General features: G+C 70.6%; 22 protein-coding genes. 14 read left to right on the top strand and 8 right to left on the bottom strand.

Going from position 1 to position 20,269, the window contains the following annotated elements:
* Positions 1 to 63 precede the first annotated feature (63 nt).
* From ACIHAX_RS22900 to ACIHAX_RS22890, 3 genes are all read right to left on the bottom strand, one after another.
* Positions 64 to 1,242 (bottom strand): winged helix DNA-binding domain-containing protein, encoded by a 1,179-nt coding sequence (locus ACIHAX_RS22900; protein ID WP_364430501.1) that lies wholly within the window; start codon positions 1,240 to 1,242, stop codon positions 64 to 66.
* Positions 1,229 to 1,642: a hypothetical protein gene (locus ACIHAX_RS22895; protein WP_364430498.1), complete on the bottom strand. Its 414-nt coding sequence runs from the start codon at positions 1,640 to 1,642 to the stop codon at positions 1,229 to 1,231. The genes ACIHAX_RS22900 and ACIHAX_RS22895 overlap by 14 nt, the downstream gene beginning before the upstream one ends.
* Positions 1,643 to 1,760: 118 nt before the next feature.
* The gene (locus ACIHAX_RS22890) at positions 1,761 to 2,108 is read right to left on the bottom strand and encodes a helix-turn-helix domain-containing protein (protein WP_356967776.1); all 348 of its coding nucleotides are present in this window, start codon (positions 2,106 to 2,108) and stop codon (positions 1,761 to 1,763) included.
* 106 nt (positions 2,109 to 2,214) lie between these two features.
* Here ACIHAX_RS22890 and ACIHAX_RS22885 point away from each other — a divergent pair, with 106 nt between their 5' ends.
* The 9 genes from ACIHAX_RS22885 to hisH all read left to right on the top strand — a co-directional run bounded on the left by ACIHAX_RS22885 (position 2,215) and on the right by hisH (position 12,876).
* On the top strand, positions 2,215 to 3,435 hold the full coding sequence (locus ACIHAX_RS22885; protein ID WP_364430494.1) for an MFS transporter: 1,221 nt from the start codon (positions 2,215 to 2,217) through the stop codon (positions 3,433 to 3,435).
* A gap of 123 nt (positions 3,436 to 3,558) precedes the next feature.
* Positions 3,559 to 4,443 (top strand): prolyl oligopeptidase family serine peptidase, encoded by an 885-nt coding sequence (locus tag ACIHAX_RS22880; RefSeq protein ID WP_364430491.1) that lies wholly within the window; start codon positions 3,559 to 3,561, stop codon positions 4,441 to 4,443.
* 62 nt (positions 4,444 to 4,505) lie between these two features.
* Positions 4,506 to 5,366 carry an arylamine N-acetyltransferase gene (locus tag ACIHAX_RS22875; RefSeq protein ID WP_364430488.1) on the top strand — a complete coding sequence of 287 codons (861 nt, stop codon included), beginning with the start codon at positions 4,506 to 4,508 and terminating at the stop codon, positions 5,364 to 5,366.
* 26 nt (positions 5,367 to 5,392) lie between these two features.
* On the top strand, positions 5,393 to 7,174 hold the full coding sequence (locus tag ACIHAX_RS22870; protein WP_397279436.1) for a penicillin-binding transpeptidase domain-containing protein: 1,782 nt from the start codon (positions 5,393 to 5,395) through the stop codon (positions 7,172 to 7,174).
* Positions 7,175 to 7,273: 99 nt separating this feature from the next.
* The gene (locus ACIHAX_RS22865) at positions 7,274 to 8,905 is read left to right on the top strand and encodes a serine/threonine-protein kinase (RefSeq protein ID WP_397279434.1); all 1,632 of its coding nucleotides are present in this window, start codon (positions 7,274 to 7,276) and stop codon (positions 8,903 to 8,905) included.
* 211 nt (positions 8,906 to 9,116) lie between these two features.
* Complete coding sequence (gene hisD / locus ACIHAX_RS22860; protein WP_397279432.1) at positions 9,117 to 10,454, top strand: histidinol dehydrogenase; 1,338 nt, start codon at positions 9,117 to 9,119, stop codon at positions 10,452 to 10,454.
* Positions 10,451 to 11,584 carry a histidinol-phosphate transaminase gene (locus ACIHAX_RS22855; RefSeq protein WP_364430478.1) on the top strand — a complete coding sequence of 378 codons (1,134 nt, stop codon included), beginning with the start codon at positions 10,451 to 10,453 and terminating at the stop codon, positions 11,582 to 11,584. The genes hisD and ACIHAX_RS22855 overlap by 4 nt, the downstream gene beginning before the upstream one ends.
* 45 nt (positions 11,585 to 11,629) lie before the next feature.
* Positions 11,630 to 12,244, top strand: a complete 615-nt coding sequence (gene hisB, locus ACIHAX_RS22850) for an imidazoleglycerol-phosphate dehydratase HisB (RefSeq protein WP_039797249.1) — start codon at positions 11,630 to 11,632, stop codon at positions 12,242 to 12,244.
* Entirely contained in the window at positions 12,241 to 12,876 is a 636-nt protein-coding gene (hisH, locus tag ACIHAX_RS22845; protein ID WP_355078272.1) for an imidazole glycerol phosphate synthase subunit HisH, read from the top strand. The genes hisB and hisH overlap by 4 nt, the downstream gene beginning before the upstream one ends.
* A 40-nt stretch (positions 12,877 to 12,916) precedes the next feature.
* Here the strand turns inward: hisH and ACIHAX_RS22840 are convergent, their stop codons facing one another.
* Both ACIHAX_RS22840 and ACIHAX_RS22835 read right to left on the bottom strand, forming a co-directional pair.
* On the bottom strand, positions 12,917 to 13,378 hold the full coding sequence (locus ACIHAX_RS22840; protein WP_364430473.1) for a hypothetical protein: 462 nt from the start codon (positions 13,376 to 13,378) through the stop codon (positions 12,917 to 12,919).
* 436 nt (positions 13,379 to 13,814) lie between these two features.
* Positions 13,815 to 14,333 carry a nuclear transport factor 2 family protein gene (locus ACIHAX_RS22835; RefSeq protein WP_397279429.1) on the bottom strand — a complete coding sequence of 173 codons (519 nt, stop codon included), beginning with the start codon at positions 14,331 to 14,333 and terminating at the stop codon, positions 13,815 to 13,817.
* Positions 14,334 to 14,589: 256 nt separating this feature from the next.
* On the opposite strand from ACIHAX_RS22835, the gene priA reads away from it, so the two are divergent.
* Genes priA through hisI form a run of 5 tightly spaced genes read left to right on the top strand, consistent with a single transcriptional unit; the run spans position 14,590 to position 18,314 of the window.
* Positions 14,590 to 15,321: a bifunctional 1-(5-phosphoribosyl)-5-((5-phosphoribosylamino)methylideneamino)imidazole-4-carboxamide isomerase/phosphoribosylanthranilate isomerase PriA gene (priA, locus tag ACIHAX_RS22830; RefSeq protein ID WP_355078269.1), complete on the top strand. Its 732-nt coding sequence runs from the start codon at positions 14,590 to 14,592 to the stop codon at positions 15,319 to 15,321.
* Complete coding sequence (locus tag ACIHAX_RS22825; protein ID WP_355078268.1) at positions 15,318 to 16,133, top strand: inositol monophosphatase; 816 nt, start codon at positions 15,318 to 15,320, stop codon at positions 16,131 to 16,133. The genes priA and ACIHAX_RS22825 overlap by 4 nt, the downstream gene beginning before the upstream one ends.
* Before the next feature lie 4 nt (positions 16,134 to 16,137).
* Positions 16,138 to 16,911: an imidazole glycerol phosphate synthase subunit HisF gene (gene hisF, locus ACIHAX_RS22820; protein WP_355078267.1), complete on the top strand. Its 774-nt coding sequence runs from the start codon at positions 16,138 to 16,140 to the stop codon at positions 16,909 to 16,911.
* Positions 16,912 to 16,970: 59 nt separating this feature from the next.
* Complete coding sequence (locus ACIHAX_RS22815) at positions 16,971 to 17,915, top strand: TIGR03564 family F420-dependent LLM class oxidoreductase (RefSeq protein WP_397279426.1); 945 nt, start codon at positions 16,971 to 16,973, stop codon at positions 17,913 to 17,915.
* A 51-nt stretch (positions 17,916 to 17,966) separates the two neighbouring features.
* Entirely contained in the window at positions 17,967 to 18,314 is a 348-nt protein-coding gene (hisI, locus tag ACIHAX_RS22810; RefSeq protein ID WP_195082714.1) for a phosphoribosyl-AMP cyclohydrolase, read from the top strand.
* 81 nt (positions 18,315 to 18,395) lie between these two features.
* Here the strand turns inward: hisI and ACIHAX_RS22805 are convergent, their stop codons facing one another.
* The 3 genes from ACIHAX_RS22805 to ACIHAX_RS22795 form a co-directional block, all read right to left on the bottom strand.
* Entirely contained in the window at positions 18,396 to 18,848 is a 453-nt protein-coding gene (locus tag ACIHAX_RS22805; protein WP_356967890.1) for a MarR family transcriptional regulator, read from the bottom strand.
* 201 nt (positions 18,849 to 19,049) lie between these two features.
* Complete coding sequence (locus ACIHAX_RS22800; RefSeq protein ID WP_397279424.1) at positions 19,050 to 19,604, bottom strand: permease; 555 nt, start codon at positions 19,602 to 19,604, stop codon at positions 19,050 to 19,052.
* Between the two features lie 118 nt (positions 19,605 to 19,722).
* On the bottom strand, positions 19,723 to 20,178 hold the full coding sequence (locus ACIHAX_RS22795; RefSeq protein ID WP_356967800.1) for a peroxiredoxin: 456 nt from the start codon (positions 20,176 to 20,178) through the stop codon (positions 19,723 to 19,725).
* Positions 20,179 to 20,269 lie beyond the last annotated feature (91 nt).

Genomic DNA, 20,269 nt, shown 5'->3' with positions numbered 1-20,269 from the left:
ACTCGGCGAATGCGCGAATCTCCATGTCGCCCGAGCTACCCGGCGGTGCGCCGGGGCGCTCGGTCAGGCGGTGAGTTCCCGTTCCAGCGGCGTCCGGAAACGGGGAATGGCGCGCACGTCGCCGTACCATTCGGCGACTCGCTGCGCCTGCGCGGCGATCATCGCCTCGGCGTCGGTCCCCACGTCTTCGAGCAGGCGGTAGACGATCTCGCCGTCACCGCGCTGCGCCCAGCCGCCCACGATGCGCCCGTCCCACCAGACGGTGGGCCCGATGTTCCCGTTGCGATCGAACAGGTTCGGTGCGTGGGGGCCGAGGAACCATTCTCGAGCCTGCCAGCCCATGGGCGTCGGATCGAGCGCGGGAAGCAATGCCGCCCATGGCTCCGGGGCGGCGACCGGCTCCGCGTCGTCGGCCAGTAGTACGCCCGTCACGCCGTCGAGGTCGACCTCGATCAGCTCGAGCGCGCCGAGCGCCGCGCGCACCTCGCCCAGCGTCCACCCGGTCCACCACTTGATGTCGGACACCGGCGCGGGACCGAACGCGCGCAACCAGCGGCGGACCAGCTCGGCGCGGGCTTCTGCGGCCGGAATCACGGGGACGGGGTCCGGCAACCACGATTCGATCGGCGCCCAGGTGTACTGGCTGCTGGTCCAGCTGCCGTTCGGCCGCCCGCGCACGATGCGGCCTTCGCAGCCGAGCGTCACCAGTACCCAGGTGGTGATGTTCGTCGGCTTCGAATACGGCTTGTCCGGCGCGGTGTTCACCTGGGTGCGCAAGCGTGGGACGTCCTTGCTCAGCTGCGCGCCGGTCGCCGCGCCGCGATCGAGCAGCGCCTTGTGCGTCTCGGTCTCGACTTCGGCCCACCAGCGCCGCACATCGCCGTCCCCGATGCCCGCCTGTTCCAGGTACTTGCCGTAGGTGCGCCGCTGTTTGTGCGCCAGCGCGTCCGCGCACGAACCCTGCAGGATCGCGACCAGCTCCACCGGCACGACGAACATGGTGCGGCGCATGGCCAGCATCCGTAGCAGCGAACGGTCGTCGTAGAGCGCCTGTTCGACATCCGCGGGCGCCAGCCCCTCGGCGCGGGCCGCGACGGAGAGGAAGACAGTCGCCGGATCGGTCGCGTGCAGGGCGACCAGCGAGCGGGCGATCTCCGCGACCTGTCCGGCCCGCTCCGGGATGGCCAGCCGGTGTCGCACCGCCAGCCGGGCGCGCCGCTCGGCGACATCAATCGAACGCATAGGCGAATCGTAGCGTTCGCACCGTCGGGTCAGAGGCCGAAGCGCTCCGGAGCCGGGTGCAGCGTCCGGCAGGCGTCGCGGACGGCCTCGGTCGCCGCCGGGCCGCACGCGCCCGCTTCGCCGCCGGGCCGCACGCGCCCGCCTCGCCGCCGATCAGGATGCCGGTGCGGACGACCGCGTCCGCCTCGGCCGGCTTGTGCATCGCTTTGGCGATCTGCCGCAGCACGTGCGCGCAGCCGAGGACCGGATCGTTCGCCAGCCGATTGCAGTTGTCCTCGAACAAGGCGCGCAAGTCGTCGACCGGGAAGTTGCGCAGCACCGGATCCGCCGCGACCAGTTCGGCGACGGTGCCGCGTCCGCCGCCGACGTCGCGTCGTCGGCCACGGCGACCAGCGCGCACAGGGCCACGGCGGCGTCGCGAAAGGACCCGCCGCGCAATTCGTTCCGCCTGGCGAGCAGTTGTTCGCGCCAGGTCGCGGCGATCTCGGGCGTCGGGTCCTGCCCCACAAAGTTCTGGATCAGTCGGCGGGCTCCCAGGCGCGGACCAGGTCGAGCAAGCCGGGAAAGCGCGCCTCGAGATCGTCGACGCGGACCTGGCTGCGGCGTTCGAGTCCGTAGCGTCGCTGCCGGGTGACGCCCGCCTCGCGCAGGACCCGGAAGTGGTGCGTCAACGTGGATTTGGGGCGATCGATGCCGAACCAGGAGCACGACCGGTCGGTGTCGGGGGAGTCCAGTAGCAACCGGCGGACCATGGTCAGGCGCAGCGGGTCGCTCAGCGCGGCCAGCACGTGATCCAGTCGCAGGTCGGCGCGGGCCGGCTCGGGCAGGACGGAGGTGGCATCGGCGGTGTCGGCGGCCGCTGGCATCGCGTTCTCCTCGGATTTCGGACGACTTGTACGACTTCTATCGTACTAGGCGCTAAGTTCGATTACTGTCGTACCAGTACGAAAAAATTCGAACCAAGGAGTGGTGATGGGATCGACGGTGACGGTGCCACGCACGGAAGCACCACGGACGGGCGGACGTTCGGTGTGGGCGGCGGCGTGGCCGGTGTTCGCGGTGTTCGTGTTGTCGAACGCGCCGACCCCGCTGTACGTGGTGTGGCAGCGGGCGATCGGCTTCTCCGCCGGGACGCTGACCGCGGTGTTCGCCTGCTACATCGCCGGATTGCTGGGTGCGCTGCTGGTCGCGGGCGTGGTGTCGGACCGGGTGGGTCGCAAACCGGTGCTGCTGCCCGCGGTGGCGGCGGCGGTGGCGGCCTGTGTGTTGTTCGCGGTCGCGCAGTCGGTCCCGCTGCTGGCCCTGGCGCGGCTGCTGACCGGCCTGGCGGTCGGCGCGACGGTGTCGGCGGGAATGGCGGCGGTCACCGATGTGGGCGGGTCCGACCGCAAACGGGTCGCCGCGCTGGCCGCGTCCACGGCGATGGTGCTGGGAGCTGGGAGCGGGCCATTGCTGGCAGGCATCCTGTCCGAAGCGCTGCCCGGCCCGACGGTGACGGTGTTCCTGGTCGAGATCGCCGTGCTCACTACGGCTTTCGCGGTGGTGGCCCGGTTGCCTCTGCCCGCCGGTGCCGGCGGGCGCGGACCGTGGATCCGGATCCCGTCGGTCGTAAGGGAAGGCCGCACCGCGGTGCTGCTGGGGATCGCGGTGTTCGGACCGGGCATCACCGCGACGTCGTTCGTCCTGTCGCTGGGGCCGTCGGTGCTGGCACATCTGCTCGGTGTCGCCGACCGGGTGCTCGCCGGTGCGGTGGCGTTCGCGATGTTCCTGGCCGCGACCGGAGTCCAGTTCGCGGCCCGGCGGTTCGGTGTGGGCGTCATCCTGCTCGGCGGCACGATCGCGACCGTGACGAGCATGGCCGCGCTGGTGCTCTCACTGGTCGCGACCTCGCTTCCGCTGTTCGTGACGGCGGCCGTGCTCGCCGGTGCCGGTCAGGGGCTCGGCCAGTTCGGCGGACTGACGGCGATCAGCGCGAGCGTGCCGGGCGAGCGGCTGGCCGAGGCCAACGCCGCGCAGAACGTCGGGGGGTATCTCCCCGCCGCGGTGCTACCGCTGGCCGCCGGGTTTCTCGGCGACGCTTATGGATTGAGCGCAGGTGTGATCGCGTTCGGCGTGGTGGTCGGCCTCGCGGCCGCAGCGGGCGGACTGCTCGTCGTGGCGCGCCTGCGCCGCGATGCCGCGCTGACGGCGTGACATCATCCGGGGATGCGATGGGCATCTCTCGTATCGTGCTGCGCGTTGGCCGGTGTGCTCCTGACGACAGTTCTTGTGGCGCCACGAGTTTCGGCGGATGGGGACTGCGCCGTCGATGTGGCGGTGCGCCCTGTTTCGCTGACCGTGGACGGGGAGGAGGCGACCGGCCGGGTATTCGAGCCCTATCGGTGCGCCGAGGACGACGCGACCGCGCACGCGCTCGTGGTCGCGGTGCACGGGCACGACGGGTCGTCGGCCGATTTCGCGGGCTACCTCGAGTCGATCGCCCGGCGCACCGCGACGCCGATCCTGTCGATGGATCTGCGCTCGGCGCAGAGCATGTGGCGCACCGGAGAATGGAATCTGTGGGCAGGGTGGCGCGACATCGTCGCCGCGACCACGTGGTACCGGGATACCCATCGCTCGATCACCCGCACGGTGCTGTGGGGCTGGAGCCAGGGCGGCATCACCAGTGGTCTCGCGGTGGCGCACGGCCCGCGCGGGATGTTCGACTACTGGGTCGACAATTACGGTCCCGCCGACGATTTCACGATGTGGTTGGGCGCCGGGTCCGTGGATCCGGCGCTGCCCGCGCAGATCGAGCGCGACGCGGGTGGCTGCCCGCCCGCCACCTGCCCGCTCGCCTACGCCGAACGCTCGCCCGCGCTGCTGGCGGCCCGGATGGACGTGCGGCGGGCGTTTCTCGTGCATGGCACCGCCGACGACGTGGTGCCGTATGCCACCAGCGTCGAGATGCGCGCGGGGCTGCTCGCCGCGGGCCGACCCACCTCGATGTACACCGTCGTGACCGGCCGCGATCTGAACGGGCAAGTGGTTCCCGGCGACCACAGCGTCGGACCGGCCCTCTTCGAGGGCGGTTGCGTCGTCGAGCGCCTGCTGCTCGGCGCGGAGCCGGTCGACGGCCCGGATCGCGACTACCTCGTGGACGTCGCGCACGACGTCGTCACCGCACCGGCCGCCCCGCCGGGCGCGAAGTGCGCGGCGTGAGGGAACACGATCGCCGTTGCGCGCAGTTGACCGAGAAGAACCGACGACGAAGTGAGGACGCGATGAGCAAACCCGCCGACCCGGCTTACCACTGGAACGGAGCGGATCTCGATCTGGACGCCTACCTGGCCCGGATCGGGTTCGACGGCGAGCGCGCCCCCACCGTCCGGACGCTGCACGAGCTGGTGCGGGCGCACACCACCGCGATCCCGTTCGAGAACCTGGAGATCATCCTGGGCCGGTCGATCCCCCTGGATCTGGCGACCTTGCAGGACAAACTCGTGCGGCGCCGCCGCGGCGGTTACTGCTACGAGAACGTCGGACTGTTCGCGGCCGCGCTGGAACGGCTCGGATTCGGTGTCACCGGCCTCAGCGGTCGCGTGAGCATGGGCGCGGGCACGGCGCTGCGGCCTGCCACCCATGCCTTGCTGCGCGTGACGACCGCCGACGACGACCGCGTCTGGCTGTGCGACGTCGGCTTCGGCGCCGGACCGCTGGTGCCGTTCGAGTTGTCCGCGGGCGAATTCACCGGCGGCGACTGGCAGTTCCGGCTGGAGAGCAGGCGCGGCGAGCTGGATTCCGACCTGTGGGTACTGCACCAATTCGGCCGAGACGGTTGGATCGACCGGTACAGTTTCACCTTGAATCCGCAGTACGGCATCGACTACGCCGTCGGCAACCATTTCGTGTCGACCTCGCCGCGTTCCCCGTTCACCACCCGGCCGTTCGTGCAGCGTTTCCACCCGGAAGTCCACCACGTGCTGGACGGCACCACGCTCGTCACCGAGTACCCCGACGGCACCGGCAACACAAGGGAACTGGAGCCGACCGAGCTGCCCAAGGTCCTCGCGGAGGTGTTCGACATCGACCTCACCGAGGCCGATGCCGCCGCACTCGCGAATGCTCCGTGGATACGCGACTGACCCCGCGAGCGGGCTGTTGACCGGTGATGTCCGGCTGCGCCCATTATGGTCGTCGGGTGCGTACCAACCGGAAAGCCCTCGTCCTGTTCGCCGCACCGCTGCTCGTGGTCGCCGCCTGCTCGTCAGGGCCGGACCAGCCCGATACCGTGGCAGGGCAGTTCGCCGAGGCGTTGAACCGCGACGATATCGCCGCCGCGGCCGCGCTCACCGACAATCCGGCCGTAGCCGCCGACACCCTCGGTGCGCTGTACGACGGCCTCGGCAAGGACGTGCGCTTCGACGTCCGCTCGGTCGACGACAACCGCTTCGCCCTGGCCGCCACCTGGAAGCTGGGCGCGGACGGCAAGTCGGAGTGGACCTACACCACCAACGGCGCCGCGCACGACGACGGGAACGGATGGCGGGTGAAGTGGGATCCCGCCACGGTCGCCCCCGGGCTCGCGGCGGGGCCATTGAGCTACGGCAGGGTTTATCCGCAACCGGCCCGCATCCTCGATTCCGCAGGCGGCGAGCTGATGACCGAACAGGTCGTCACGCTGGTCGACGTCGGCCCCGGCGCCGACATCCCCGCGGTCGCGGATCTGCTCGGCCCACTCGCGCCCGGCCTCACCGCCGGGTCGGTGCAAACGGAACTGGCGGCGGCGCAAGGAAAGCCGATCACCGCGATCACCTTGCGCGATTCCGACCTCGCCCCGATCCGAGACCGCCTGGCCGCGCTGCCCGGTGTCACCCTCGCGCCGCAGACCCGCCTGCTGACGACCGACAAGGCGTTGGCCGCCCCGACCCTGTCCGGACTGGCCGAGTTGTGGCAGCAGTCCGCCGACGCGCACGCCGGGTGGGCCGTGCGCGCCCAGACGCCGCAGGGCACCGAGCGGGTCGCGGGAACGGATCCCACGCCCACCGCCGACATCGCGACCACGCTCGATCTCGGCTTGCAGCGCGCGGCCGAGGCGGCGCTCGCCCCGATCGCACAGCCCGCGGCGATCGTCGCCCTGCGTCCGTCGACCGGCGAGGTCGTCGCGATCGCGCAGAACGCCCCCGCCGACGCGCAGGGCCCGATCGCGCTGACCGGGCTGTACCCGCCGGGTTCGACGTTCAAGACGGTCACCGTCTCCGCCGCGTTGCAGGCGGGGACGGTCACACCCGACACCGTGCTGCCCTGCCCCGGCACCGCGAACATCGAGGGTCGCCGCATCCCCAACGACAACAATTTCGATCTCGGCGCGGTTCCGCTGCACACCGCGTTCGCCCGCTCTTGCAATACCACGATGGGCGCCCTCGCCGTGCGATTGCCCGCCGACGCGCTGACGAAAGCGGCCACACAACTCGGCCTCGGCATCGATTACGTCACACCGGGCCTGACCACGGTCACGGGGAAGGTGCCCGCGGCCGAGACCTCCGCGTTACGTGTGGAGTCGGCGATCGGTCAAGGGCAGGTGACAGCGTCGCCGTTCGGCATGGCCCTGGTCGCCGCGTCCATCGCTCGCGGCTCGGTGCCCGCGCCCACCCTGGTCGCGGGCAAGCCGGGCACCCCGGACCGCACCTCGGACGCGCTGCCGCCGCAGGTCGACGACCAGCTGAAAGCCATGATGCGCGAGACCGTCACCGGTGGCACCGCGACCCAATTGCGCGACATTCCCGGCCTGCTCGGCAAAACGGGCACCGCGGAGTACATCGATGACGCCCACGCCCACGGCTGGTTCGTCGGCATCGACGGCGACCTGGCCTTTTCCGTGTTCATCAGCGACGCGGGCAGTTCGGCTCCCGCGGTGGACGCGGCGGGCCGGATGCTGCGTGCTCGCGGTTAGTCCCTTTCGGGCGATTCGAGGCAGTGTGAAGGCCCGGCTGACGCGTGCGAGCATTCCTACGCCCGCTACACTCATCCCCGGACCGCGTGAGTAATCAATATGCGGGATGTCACGATTTCGAGAAGGTTCGGAGTAGGCGCCATCGATACCGGTCAGTTGATCGCGGAGCATTACCGCCTGGTCGAGCGGATTGGTAGCGGCGGCACGGGCGTGGTCTGGCGTGCCGTCGACGAACGCCTCCAGCGCTCCGTGGCCGTCAAGCAGATCCACATCCAGCCGAGCCTGCCCGAGGCCGAACGCGACGTGGTGCGCCAGCGCGCGATCCGGGAGGCCCGCAACGCCGCCCGTTTCCAGCATCCGAACGCGATCGTCGTGTTCGACATCACCGAGCACGAGGGCGACCCCTGCCTGGTGATGGAGTACTTGAAGTCCAAGAGCCTCGCCGCGGTGATCGCCGCGCAGGGCACCTTGCCGCTGACCCAGGTCGCGCGGATCGGCGAGCAGGTCGCCTCGGCGCTGATCGCGGCGCATCAGGCGGGCATCGTGCACCGTGACGTGAAACCGGGCAACATCCTGCTCGATGATCACGGCACGGTGAAGATCACCGACTTCGGCATCTCCCGCGCCACCGGTGACGTCACCCTCACCGAGACCGGGCTGATCTGCGGCACCGCCGCCTACCTCGCGCCCGAGGTCGCCCGTGGCTCCGATCCGAGTCCCGCCTCCGATGTGTTCGCGCTGGGCGCCACGCTGTTCCACGCGCTCGAGGGCGAACCGCCCTACGGTGCGGGCTCCAATCCGCTCGCGGTGCTCTACGCGGCCGCGAACGGTCAGCTGAGCGAACCGCGCAACGCGGGCCCCGCCACGGACTTCCTGCTCGACCTGCTCAGCCCCGAGCCGCGCGAGCGTCCGAGCATGCGGGCGGCGCGCGAGCACCTCGCCGCGTTCGCCGACGCGGGTCCGGCCCCGGTGGCCGCCGGATTCGTGCCCGCCAGCGAGGCGTTCGCCCGGCCGAGGGCGGGCCAGTCCGAATCGGCGACCCGCGAGCTGCGGCCTTCGGCGATGGCGTCGACGCCTTACACGCCGACCGAGCGCCAGCCGCGCTCCCGTCCGGTCCCCCCGCCGCCACCCGCCCACCCGGACACCGCGACGCACCCCCGCACCATGGCCCAGCCGCGGCCGCAGTCCCGGCAGGGCTCGGGCGGCAAACGCCGCGCGATCTTGATCGGCGCACTGATCGGCGCGGTCGCCGTCGTCGGGGCCATCGTGGTGAACATGATGAGTTCGTCGGGTTCGGGCACCAGCACGGCCCAGGGCAGCACGTCTTCCGTGGTCGCGTCGACGCACCCAGGCGCGAACACGACGTCGGCCGCCGCCTCGGTCGGGGAGACGAAGAGCGTCGGCAAGGCCGACTCGCGGCAGTCCATCGATCTAGTGGTGAACTTCTACAACAATCTGACGTACTCGAGCTTCTCCGCTGCTTGGAAACAGCTGACCCCCGCTGCCCAGCAGGTATACGGCAGCCAGCAAGCCTTCGAGGACTATTGGACGCAGAATCGGGTGTCGACGTTCAACACCGTCGACACCGGCGGCGGTTCGGGCGTCAACGCGGACGGTTCGGTGGACGTCAACGTGGCCAGCGTGTCCTACGGGAGCCGGAACAAGTCGGTGACGCTCCGGTTGATCAATCCCGGAAACGGGTCCGTGCTCATCGACAGCGACACCCGCTGACGCGTGAACCCGGCGCACCCCCCGCGATAGATCGAGAGCGGTGCCGGACTCGGCGCGCCGCGGGAACACCCCCGCTGCCCGGACCTGCGCACATGGGTCCACTGCGGCCCCGCCGCCCGGACCACGCGGATAACGGCTGGCGTCGGCCCATTAGGCTGGTAGCGGCAACTTTCCTGTTGCGGAATCAGCTGGAGACAAGGACCGACACCACATGACAACCCGCATCGAGCTCGCCCGCGTCGATCTGCGCGGTCGTACTCCCTCCGTCGCCGAGCTGCGCGCCGCGCTGCCGCGCGGGGGAGTCGACGTGGACTCGGTGCTGCATCAGGTGCGCCCGGTGGTCGAGGCGATCCGTGATCACGGTGTGTCGGCGGCGCTGGAGTTCAGCGAGCGCTTCGACGGGGTCATCCCGGCGACGGTGCGGGTGCCCGCGGCCGAGCTGGAAGCCGCGCTGGAGCGGCTGGATCCGGCGGTCCGCGCCGCGCTGGAGGAATCCATCGCCAGGGCGCGCAAGGTGCACGCCGACCAGCGGCGCGCCGACAAGACCACCGAGGTGGTGCCGGGCGGCACCGTCACCGAGCGCTGGGTGCCCGTCGAGCGGGTCGGCCTGTACGTGCCGGGCGGGAACGCCGTCTACCCGTCCAGCGTCGTGATGAACGTGGTGCCCGCGCAGACCGCGGGCGTCGGCTCGCTGGTGGTGGCCTCGCCGCCGCAGGCCCAGTTCGGCGGGCTGCCGCACCCCACCATCCTGGCCGCCGCGCAACTGCTCGGCGTCGACGAGGTGTGGGCGGTCGGCGGCGCCCAGGGCGTCGCGCTGCTGTCCTACGGCGGCGTCGACACCGATGGCGCGCAGCTGGAACCGGTCGATCTGATCACCGGGCCGGGCAACATCTACGTCACCGCTGCCAAGCGGCTGTGCCGCGGCCTGGTCGGCATCGACGCCGAGGCGGGGCCCACCGAGATCGCCATCCTCGCCGACGCGACCGCCGATCCGGTGCACGTCGCCGCCGACCTGATCAGCCAGGCCGAGCACGATGTCCTCGCCGCGAGCGTGCTGGTCACAGACAGCGCGCAGCTGGCCGACGCGGTGGACGCGGCGCTCACCACGCAACTGGCCGTGGTCAAGCACGCCCACCGGGTGACCGAGGCGCTGCGCGGCAAGCAGTCCGGCACCGTCCTGGTCGACGACATCGAGCAGGGCCTGCGCGTGGTGAACGCCTACGCCGCCGAGCACCTGGAGATCCAGACCGCCGACGCGCCCGCGGTCGCGGCCAGGGTGCGCAGCGCCGGCGCGGTGTTCGTCGGCGCGTACGCGCCGGTCAGCCTCGGTGACTACTGCGCGGGCTCCAACCACGTGCTGCCCACCGCGGGCTGCGCGCGGCACTCCTCCGGCCTGAGCGTGCAGACCTTCCTGCGCGGCATCCACGTCGTGGAGTACACCGAAGCGGCGCTGAAGGACGTGGCAGGCCACGTGGTGGCGCTGGCGAACGCCGAGGACCTGCCCGCACACGGCCAGGCCGTGCAGGCGCGTTTCGAGGCCCTGTCGTGACGCGCGCGGTGAGCGCGCCCGGCGCGGACCTGACCCTGGAAGATCTGCCGCTGCGGGAGAACCTGCGTGGCAGGAAACCCTACGGCGCACCGCAATTGACGGTCCCCGTGCAGTTGAACACGAACGAGAACCCGCATCCGCCGAGCCGGGCGCTGATCGACGATGTCGCCGAATCGATCCGGGCGGCCGCCGCGGACCTGCACCGCTATCCGGACCGCGACGCCGTCGCGCTGCGCACCGACCTGGCGCGGTATCTGACCGCGCAGACCGGTGTCGCGGTGCAGACCGGCAACGTCTGGGCGGCCAACGGCTCCAACGAGATCCTGCAGCAGCTGCTGCAGGCCTTCGGCGGACCGGGCCGCAGCGCACTGGGTTTCGTGCCCTCGTACTCGATGCACCCGATCATCTCCGAGGGCATCGACACCGAGTGGATCGAGGCCAAGCGCAACGCCGACTTCTCCCTCGACATCGAGCACGCGCTGGCCGCCATCGCCGAGCGCAGGCCGGATGTGGTGTTCGTGACCAGCCCGAACAATCCCACCGGGCACAGCATCCCGCAGGACGACCTCGCGCGCATCCTCGCGGCCGCCCCCGGCATCGTGGTGGTCGACGAGGCCTACGGCGAATTCTCCGCGCAGCCGAGCGCCATCGGGCTGATCGACCGTTTCCCCGCGAAGCTCGTGGTGACCAGGACGATGAGCAAGGCCTTCGCGTTCGCCGGTGGGCGTCTGGGCTATCTGGTCGCCGCACCCGCGGTGATCGACGCGATGCTGTTGGTGCGGCTGCCCTACCACCTGTCGGTGGTCACCCAGGCCGCCGCGCGCGCCGCCCTGCGGCACGCCGAGGAGACCCTCGGCAGCGTCGCCGAACTGGCCGCGCAGCGCGACCGGGTGGCGGCGGCGCTGCGAGAACTCGGTTACGACGTGATCCCCAGCGACGCCAACTTCCTGCTGTTCGGCCGCTTCACCGACGCGGCGCGCAGCTGGCAGCGCTACCTCGATCACGGCGTGCTGATCCGTGATGTCGGCCTGCCCGGCTACCTGCGCACCACGATCGGCCTAGCCGCCGAGAACGACGAACTGTTGCGGGTCAGCGGACTGCTGGCGGGCACCGACCTGGCGCCGCGATGAACCAGCGCCGGACATCCCTAGGCGACGATTCGATTGGACGTGAGCATGAGTAGGACCGCCCGGGTGGAGCGGGTCACCAAGGAATCCAGCATCGTGGTCGAGCTGGATCTCGACGGCACCGGCAAGACCGAGATCGCCACCGGCGTCCCCTTCTACGACCACATGCTGACCGCGCTCGGCGCGCACGCGAGCTTCGACCTGACCGTGCGCGCGGAGGGCGACATCGAGATCGAGGCGCATCACACGGTCGAGGACACCGCGATCGTGTTCGGTCAGGCACTGGGCAAGGCGCTGGGCGACAAGGCGGGCATTCGCCGGTTCGGCGACGCCTACATCCCGATGGACGAGACGCTGGCGCACGCCGCGGTCGACGTGTCCGGCCGCCCCTACTGCGTGCACACCGGCGAGCCGGATCACCTGCTGCACACGGTGATTCCCGGTTCCGGGCCCGGCGCGCCGTACTCAACGGTGCTCAACCGCCACGTCTTCGAGTCGATCGCGCTGAACGCGCGCATCGCGCTGCACGTGCGGGTGCTCTACGGCCGCGACCAGCACCACGTCACCGAGGCCGAGTTCAAGGCGGTGGCGCGTGCGCTGCGCACCGCGGTGGAACTCGATCCCCGGGTGAGCGGGATTCCGTCGACGAAGGGAACCCTGTGAGCGGCAAGTCCGTGGCCCTGCTCGACTACGGCTCCGGAAACCTGCACTCCGCCGAACGAGCGCTGGCGAGGGCGGGCGCGCGGGTGGAGGTGACCGCCGACCCCGAAGCGGTGCTGGCCGCCGACGGTCTGGTCGTGCCCGGCGTCGGAGCGTTCGCCGCGTGCATGGCGGGACTGCGCGGGGTGCGGGGCGAGCGCCTGATCGGTCAGCGGCTGGCAGGCGGGCGGCCGGTGCTCGGCATCTGCGTCGGCATGCAGATCCTGTTCGAGCGCGGCGTCGAGTTCGGCGAGGAGACCGACGGGTGCGCCGAATGGCCCGGCACGGTCGAACGGCTGTCCGCGCCGGTGCTGCCGCACATGGGGTGGAACACCGTCTCCGCCCCGTCCGACAGCGTGCTGTTCGCGGGCCTCGACGCCGACACCCGGTTCTACTTCGTGCACTCCTACGCCGCCCAGACGTGGGATCTGCCGCCCAGCGAGCACTTCGCCGCACCCAAGCTGACCTGGGCCGAGCACGGAGTGCCGTTCCTGGCGGCGGTGGAGAACGGTGCGCTGTCGGCGACCCAGTTCCACCCGGAGAAGTCCGGTGACGCGGGTGCACACCTGCTGCGCAACTGGGTGAACGCGCTGTAGGCCGGTCCCGCGCACCGAGCGCGCGAGACCGGCCGTCCGGTCAGTGCTTCCTGACCTTGCTGACCAGCCAGCGCCCGTCGACCCGGTCCACCGTCACGGTCATCGACATGCGGCTGGTCTGCGGGAGACCGTCGGTCTCGTCGCTGGTCACCGTCCGTACCACGTCGACGTCCACCTCGGCCCGGTTGTCGTCACCCGAGACGATGCGGCAATCGGCCGAGTTGGCCTCGGCGCGAATGTGCGCGGCCTCCGCGCTCGACTGGATGTTGGCGCGGAAGTTCTCGAACTCGGTCCGGAATTCCCCGGTGCTGAGGTCGAGCATCCGCCGCGCGTGGTCGCCGAACCGCGCGTAGTCGTAGGTCGCCGCGGCGGAACCGAATTCGCATCCCGCCAGCCGCGCCTCCTCGGGCGGGGCGGCGGTGGCGGCGGGAGCGGCGACGAAGGCCGCGGAGCATGCGGCTGCCGAAAGAGACAGGGCGGCAGCGAGTTTGGATCGTGACATGCACTTCCTCGGTGCGAAATGGAAGCGGCGACCGGGGTGATCGCCGAGCGGAGACGATACCGCCCGCGCCACCGGGGATCGCGGCGATCTCGCGGCGGATCACGACATCCCGGCTTCGCTGAAACCATCGAGCGATTCGCGAGCACCGTCCCCGGCGAGGACCTCACCTCGGCGCAGCGCCGACGCTGCGCCCTGATCGCGGGCACGGTGTCGCCTGCGCACCGGACCGGGCGGCAGTAACTCGGCGCTATTCGTGACCGCGGGGCTGGATCCTGTTCGACCGCCGGAGCACGCCCACGCCCACGCTCACCGAGATCGAACGGACGGCGAAGGGAGGTCCAGGTCGACCGGGGTGCGCGGATCGCGGCGGCCGTGGTGACGGCCGTGCTCGCCGCTGCGGCCCGGAACCGCTCTCGCGTGTTCGACGCGCCCCTGATCACGGGCGCGTGCCGGTGGACCAGATCGGGGTCGTCTGCACCCGGGACAGACGCCACCCTTCGCCGGTGCGGATCGCGTCGAAGCGGTAGACCTCGCCGAGGGTGTAGACCGGCTGCGGAGGTGTGCCGTCGGAGGCGGCGAGCGCGAAGGTGGCGATCAGGTTGGCCCGCACCTCCGCCGTGTCGCCGCGCAGGTCGATCAGCACATTGCCGATGACGTGCTGGATGCGCAGATGTTCGCCGTGGTTGCGGCTCGCCTGGGCGATCAGCGCGTCGCGGCCCTCGGCCGTGCCGCCGGGTGTCTTCGCGGTCGCGTCGGGGGTGTAGATCGTCCGCAGTTCGTCGAATCGTCCCTCGTCCAGGGCGCGACCGAGCCGGTCGACCAACGCGGTGATCTGCCCGCGGTCCAGCAGTTCGCGCACCTCCGCCGTCGGCGTCGCGGTGGCCGAGGCGCAGGCGGCGGTGAGTGCGGCCAGCGGGAGGGTCAGCAGGGGGAGGGCGAGCCGGACTTTGCGCATCGAACGCACCTTTCAGGATAACGTTGGTGATTCCAACATTGGCTACGCCAACTTAACAGATTGTGGGCGCAGCCAACAAATTTTGGCGAGGTGGCCGCGTGGACGTCGCGCAGGTGAAGGTCCGCGGGGTACCCGCCAGGCTGGGTCGCACACCGGCGGCCACCGGCTCGCGTCGATCGGCCCGAATCCGTGATCGAGCTCCCATCCGCCCAGGCCCTGCACTCGGACGCGGCCGGGTAACCACTAGGCTGCTCTCGTGAGTCTTGTGCTGCTACCCGCCGTCGATGTCGCCAACGGAGAGGCCGTGCGCCTCGTGCAAGGAGAAGCCGGAAGCGAAACCAGCTACGGCTCGCCTCGTGAGGCGGCGCTGGCCTGGCAGGAAGCCGGCGCGGAATGGGTGCACCTGGTCGACCTGGACGCGGCCTTCGGGCGCGGCTCGAACCGGGAACTGCTCGCCGGCGTCGTCGGCGAACTCGACGTCAAGGTGGAACTGTCCGGAGGCATCCGCGACGACGAGAGCCTGGAAGCGGCCCTGAGCACCGGTTGCGCCCGGGTCAACCTCGGTACCGCCGCGTTGGAGGACCCGGTCTGGTGCGCGAAGGCCATCGCCCGCCACGGCGAGCGCATCGCCGTCGGCCTCGACGTGCGCATCGTCGACGGCGAACACCGGTTGCGCGGACGCGGCTGGGTGAGCGACGGCGGCGACCTGTGGGAGGTGCTCGAGCGCTTGGAGCGCGACGGCTGCTCGCGCTACGTGGTGACCGACGTGACCAAGGACGGCACGCTCACCGGCCCGAACCTGGACCTGCTGCGCGAGGTCTGCGCGGCCACCGACGCCCCGGTGATCGCCTCCGGCGGCGTCTCCACCATCGCGGACCTGGTCGCGATCGCCGAACTGGTGCCGGAAGGCGTCGAGGGGTCGATCGTCGGCAAGGCGCTCTACGCGGGCCGGTTCACCCTGCCCGAGGCGCTGGCCGCGGTGAGATGACCCAGGAGCTGTCGGCACTGCTCGCGGAGGCGAGCGAGATCCTGGACTCGGTGCGCCCGCGGTTCATCGAGGGCATCGGCGCGCCGAGCGCGGTGGCCAAGGGCCGCAACGACTTCGCCACCGAGCTGGACCTGGAACTGGAACGCACCGTCTCCGCCGAACTGCGCAGACGCACCGGCATCGAGGTGCACGGTGAGGAGTTCGGCGGACCGCAACTCACCTCGGGCACCGCATGGGTGCTCGACCCGATCGACGGCACCTTCAACTACTCGTCCGGGCATCCGCTCTCCGGCATGTTGCTCGCGCTGGTTCGCGACGGCGAGCCGGTGCTCGGGCTGACCTGGCTGCCGCTGCTCGACCGCCGCTACGCCGCCATGACCGGAGGCCCAGTGCTGCTGGACGGGCGACCGCTGCCGCCGCTGCCGCGCGGCAAGCTGGCCGAGGCGATGATCGGTTTCGGCGCGTTCAACGTCGACTCGCACGGCCGCATCCCCGGCCAGTTCCGCTTCGACCTGCTCGGCCCGCTGAGCAGGCTGTCCTCCCGGGTGCGCATGCACGGCTCGACCGGCATCGATCTGGCGTTCACCGCCTCGGGCGTGCTCGGCGGCGCGATCGTGTTCGGGCACCATCCCTGGGACAACGCGGCGGGCGTCGCGCTGGTGCGCGCGGCGGGCGGAGTGGTCACCGACCTGGTGGGCGAGCCGTGGACCATCGCCTCCGGCTCCGTGCTCGCGGCCGCGCCCGGCGTGCACGAGGAACTGCTCGACATGATCTGCACGGTCGCCGATCCGGCGGCCGCGGAGAAAGGGTGAGGCAATGACGTTGGCCGTACGGGTGATCCCGTGTCTGGACGTCGACGCGGGACGCGTGGTGAAGGGCGTCAACTTCGAGAACCTGCGGGACGCGGGTGATCCCGTCGAACTGGCCGCGCTCTACGACGCGCAGGGCGCCGACGAGCTGACCTTCCTCGACGTGACCGCCTCCACCGGCGACCGCGGCACCATGATCGACGTGGTGACCCGCACCGCCGAGCAGATCTTCATCCCGCTCACCGTGGGCGGCGGGGTGCGCACGGTCGAGGACGTGGACCGCCTGCTGCGCGCGGGCGCGGACAAGGTCTCGGTGAACACCGCCGCGATCGCGCGGCCGGAGGTGCTGCGCGAGATGTCCGAGCGATTCGGCTCCCAGTGCATCGTGCTTTCGGTGGACGCGCGCACCGTGCCGCAGGGGCAACCCGACACCCCCTCCGGGTGGGAGGTGACCACCCACGGCGGCAAACGCGGCACCGGCATCGACGCCGTCGAATGGGCCGTGCGCGGCGCCGAACTCGGTGTCGGCGAGATCCTGCTCAATTCCATGGACGCCGATGGCACCAAGGCCGGTTTCGACCTGTCGATGATCCGTGCCGTGCGGGCGGCGGTCACCGTCCCGGTGATCGCCAGCGGCGGCGCCGGCGCGGTCGAGCACTTCGCCCCTGCGGTGCACGCGGGCGCCGACGCGGTGCTCGCGGCCAGCGTGTTCCACTTCGGCGATCTGACCATCGGCCAGGTCAAGGATTCGATGCGGGCGGAGAAGATCGTCGTCCGGTAGCGACTGGCGGAAATTCGCCGACCAGGAAGGCGGGTCGAAGCGGCGCGGTTGCATCGGGCATGACCATCGGAATCGCGCTGTCGCCGTTCGCCCTCGACGCCCCCGGCAACGCCGTGGACACGGCGGTGTCGCTGGGTGAGTCGGCGCTCGCCGCCGGAGTGTCGTCCGTGTGGTTCGGCCAGACGCTCAGCTACGACGCCATCGCGCTGGCCGGGATCGTCGGCCGCGCCGTGCCGGGACTCACGGTCGGCACGTCCGCGGTGCCGATCACGGCGCGTCATCCGCTGCTGATCTCCAGCCAGGCGCAGACCGCGCAGGCGGCCACCGGCGGCCGGTTCACCCTCGGGCTCGGCCTGGGCGCGAAATTCCTCGCCGACCCGGTCTTCGGCGGATCCTTCGACCGGCCGATCACCCGGCTGCGCGAGTTCCTCACCGCGCTGCGCACCGTGTTGCACACCGGCACGGTGGATTTCCACGGCGAGACGCTCACCGCCGCCACGCCGCTGCCCGCCGCGGTGGCCGGCGCACAGCCGCCGGTGCCGATCCTGGCGGCCGCCATGGGCCCGCAGGCCCTGCGCGTCACGGGTGAGCTGGCCGACGGCACCCTGCCCTTCCTGGTCGGCCCGAAGGCGCTGGCCGAGCACATCGTCGCACCGCTCACCGCCGCGGCCGAGCGGGCCGGGCGGCCCGCACCCCGGATCACCGTCCTGGTGCCCGGCGTGATCACCGCCGACCTCGATGCCGCCCGTGCGGCCGCCGCGGCCCAGACGACGTTCTACGACGACATCCCCTCCTATGCGCGGGTGATCGAGCTGTCCGGTGCCTCGCGGGCGGCGGAACTCGTGGTGATCGGCGACGAGGACCTGATCGCGGCCCGCGTCGCGGAGTACTTCGCGGCGGGCGCGACGGAGGTCGTGTTCTCGCAGACCGATCTGACCACCCCGGAGGACCAGCGGCGCACCTGGGCGGTGCTCGGCGAACTCCAGCGCTCCCGGGTGGGCTGATCGTGCACTCCCGGCGCGCTCGGTCGCGGGCGCCCTTGTTATAACGGTGCTATGAGTCTCGACCCCGCCATCGCCGCCCGTCTCAAGCGCAACGACGCCGGATTGGTTTCGGCCGTCGCGCAGGAACGCGCCACCGGTGACGTGCTGATGGTCGCGTGGATGGACGACGAGGCGCTGGCGCGCACGCTGGAAACCCGTAAGGCCACGTACTATTCGCGTTCCCGTCGGCAGTACTGGGTCAAGGGGGAGACTTCCGGCCACACCCAGTACGTGCACGAAGTACGACTCGACTGCGACGGCGACACGATCCTGCTGATCGTCGACCAAGAAGGCGCGGCCTGCCACACCGGCACGCACACCTGCTTCGACTCGGACGTGCTCCTGGCCGCGCGATCCTGAACCGGGGATGCCCCGAATGGGCGCTGTCGGACATCGTTCGTCCTCAGCCCGCGCATGGCCGCAGTGAAGGCAGAGGTACGTTCAGGAGCCGTTCGGTTGCTGGTCGTCCCGGCTCGCGGGCGTGAGTTCGCCGAGCCGGTCGAGTGCGTCGGCCAGCCGCTCGGCCAGCAGTTCGCCGAGTTCGGCGACCTGCGCCTTCTGCGCCTCGTCCAAGCCGTCGAACACCAAGTGCCGCACGGCTTCCAGATATCCGGGTGCGGCCTCGACGACCTTCAGGTACCCGTCGTCGGTGAGTACCGCGTGCACGCCGCGCCGCCCCGCCGTCGCCGAACGCTGTGCCCAGCCCATGCGCTCCAATTTGGACACCACATGCGACAATCGCGATAGCGATGCATTTGCCTTGTGGGCAAGCTCACTCATCTGCAGGCGATGGCCCGGTTCCTCCGACAACAGCGTCAGTACCCAGTACTCGAAATGCGTCACGCCGGACTCGCGCTGCAGCTGGGTGTCCAAGGCTCCTGGCAGCCGCGTCATCAGCGCCACGATCGCACGCCACGCGCGTTGTTCGACCGGGTCGAGCCACTTCGTCACTGTGTGCCTTCTTTCAAGCCAAGTGACGTGGTTTTGTTCGTTGTCCTAGTGATTGTCGAAAATCTTGTGCACAGTCACCCGCGACATTGAGTTTGCCACGACTTCGCTCGACCGTCATAAAGATGCCGCATGACGTGAGTTCACTCACACGTGGCGCGGCGGCGTGTCCTCGGCCTTCGGTTTCGCCGGGTGGGTGCGCCGCCACCTGCGCAGCAGCAACAGCGCCACGGCGACGAGGAACAACAGCGTCGCGATGACGGCGCCGGTGAGCGCGGCGCCACGGAAGGCGGGCGCGTCGACATCCAAGATCCGCTGACCCGCGTGGGCGGCACTGCTGTTGCCCAGCACGATGGTCAGCGTCATCAGGTTGGGGATGGCGCACAGGATCGCGACCACCGCGGCCGCTCCGGCCAGGAACCTGCCTGCCTTACGCCGCCACACCAGCACGGCGAACAGCAGCAGGAAAAGCGTGACGACGGTACAGAATCCGCCGTAGAACAGCCCCCAGCCGATGCCCTTGGCGAAGCTTCCGTGCACCATCGACCCGACCCGCTGCGCCCACCAGCGCGGGACGAACGCGGACAGGATGAAGTACGAGACGACCAGCACCGCGAGAATCGCCGCGCCGACGATGATCCGCGTGCGCCAGACGGCTGCCGCGGGTTTGCGCTCGCCCGGCTGCACGTCGGTCGAAGTCATGCGTCCAGCCTAGGCCGCGCCGTCATCGGGAAGCGGTCACGGCGCGCGCTCTTTACGTACCTCCGGCCTTGGCTGCGGCCATGCGAAGGGCTGATACGGACTGCCCGGCAGCGCTCGTCTACCGGTTGCGCAGGTAGTTCAGCGCTTCGTCGGCGTGGACGGCGGCGCGCAGCTCGCCGGTGATGATCTTGCGGATGGTGCGGTCGGTGTCGATGACGAACGTTTGCCGCTTCACCGGTGCGAGTTTGCCGAGCAGCCCGCGCTTGACGCCGAACTTCGCGGCGACGGCGCCGTCGGCGTCGGAGAGCAACGGGTAGCCGAGGCGCTGTTTCTCGGCGAACCCGGCCTGGGTGTCCACGTTGTCGGCGCTGATGCCGACACAGGTGGCGCCGAGTGCGGCGAATTCGGCGGAGAGGTCGCGGAAGTGACAGGCCTCGGCCGTGCAGACGGGCGTGTTCGCCGCGGGATAGAAGAAGAGGACCAGAGGGCCGTCCGCCAGCAGCGCGTCGAGCGAGCGGCGAGTGCCGGATTGATCGGGAAGCTCGAAATCAGGGGCGAGCTGTCCTTGCTGCATACCCGGGAACACTACCGCGCGGTCGGTCGAATCGGGTATTTCGTGCGCGCCGGACCTGGTGCTCGTGCCCGCCGTGCGCTGTCCGCGATCC

It is taken from the genome of Nocardia sp. NPDC051929, from assembly GCF_044548645.1.
Lineage (GTDB): Bacteria > Actinomycetota > Actinomycetes > Mycobacteriales > Mycobacteriaceae > Nocardia > Nocardia sichangensis.
Note: the sequence above shows the minus strand (reverse complement) of the source record. Positions and strands in the feature narration are given on the sequence as shown.

What these genes read in the sequence shown, in the direction of transcription:
- hisB (WP_039797249.1), top strand. Translation starts at nt 11,630, where the DNA reads ATGAGTAGGACCGCCCGGGTGGAGCGGGTCACCAAGGAATCCAGCATC.
- hisF (WP_355078267.1), top strand. Translation starts at nt 16,138, where the DNA reads ATGACGTTGGCCGTACGGGTGATCCCGTGTCTGGACGTCGACGCGGGA.
- ACIHAX_RS22900 (WP_364430501.1), bottom strand. Translation starts at nt 1,242, where the DNA reads ATGCGTTCGATTGATGTCGCCGAGCGGCGCGCCCGGCTGGCGGTGCGA.
- ACIHAX_RS22805 (WP_356967890.1), bottom strand. Translation starts at nt 18,848, where the DNA reads ATGACGCGGCTGCCAGGAGCCTTGGACACCCAGCTGCAGCGCGAGTCC.
- ACIHAX_RS22870 (WP_397279436.1), top strand. Translation starts at nt 5,393, where the DNA reads ATGTCCGGCTGCGCCCATTATGGTCGTCGGGTGCGTACCAACCGGAAA.
- ACIHAX_RS22800 (WP_397279424.1), bottom strand. Translation starts at nt 19,604, where the DNA reads ATGACTTCGACCGACGTGCAGCCGGGCGAGCGCAAACCCGCGGCAGCC.
- ACIHAX_RS22835 (WP_397279429.1), bottom strand. Translation starts at nt 14,333, where the DNA reads ATGCGCAAAGTCCGGCTCGCCCTCCCCCTGCTGACCCTCCCGCTGGCC.
- hisI (WP_195082714.1), top strand. Translation starts at nt 17,967, where the DNA reads ATGAGTCTCGACCCCGCCATCGCCGCCCGTCTCAAGCGCAACGACGCC.
- ACIHAX_RS22840 (WP_364430473.1), bottom strand. Translation starts at nt 13,378, where the DNA reads ATGTCACGATCCAAACTCGCTGCCGCCCTGTCTCTTTCGGCAGCCGCA.
- ACIHAX_RS22815 (WP_397279426.1), top strand. Translation starts at nt 16,971, where the DNA reads ATGACCATCGGAATCGCGCTGTCGCCGTTCGCCCTCGACGCCCCCGGC.
- ACIHAX_RS22890 (WP_356967776.1), bottom strand. Translation starts at nt 2,108, where the DNA reads ATGCCAGCGGCCGCCGACACCGCCGATGCCACCTCCGTCCTGCCCGAG.
- ACIHAX_RS22875 (WP_364430488.1), top strand. Translation starts at nt 4,506, where the DNA reads ATGAGCAAACCCGCCGACCCGGCTTACCACTGGAACGGAGCGGATCTC.
- hisD (WP_397279432.1), top strand. Translation starts at nt 9,117, where the DNA reads ATGACAACCCGCATCGAGCTCGCCCGCGTCGATCTGCGCGGTCGTACT.
- ACIHAX_RS22885 (WP_364430494.1), top strand. Translation starts at nt 2,215, where the DNA reads ATGGGATCGACGGTGACGGTGCCACGCACGGAAGCACCACGGACGGGC.
- ACIHAX_RS22865 (WP_397279434.1), top strand. Translation starts at nt 7,274, where the DNA reads ATGCGGGATGTCACGATTTCGAGAAGGTTCGGAGTAGGCGCCATCGAT.
- ACIHAX_RS22795 (WP_356967800.1), bottom strand. Translation starts at nt 20,178, where the DNA reads ATGCAGCAAGGACAGCTCGCCCCTGATTTCGAGCTTCCCGATCAATCC.
- ACIHAX_RS22825 (WP_355078268.1), top strand. Translation starts at nt 15,318, where the DNA reads ATGACCCAGGAGCTGTCGGCACTGCTCGCGGAGGCGAGCGAGATCCTG.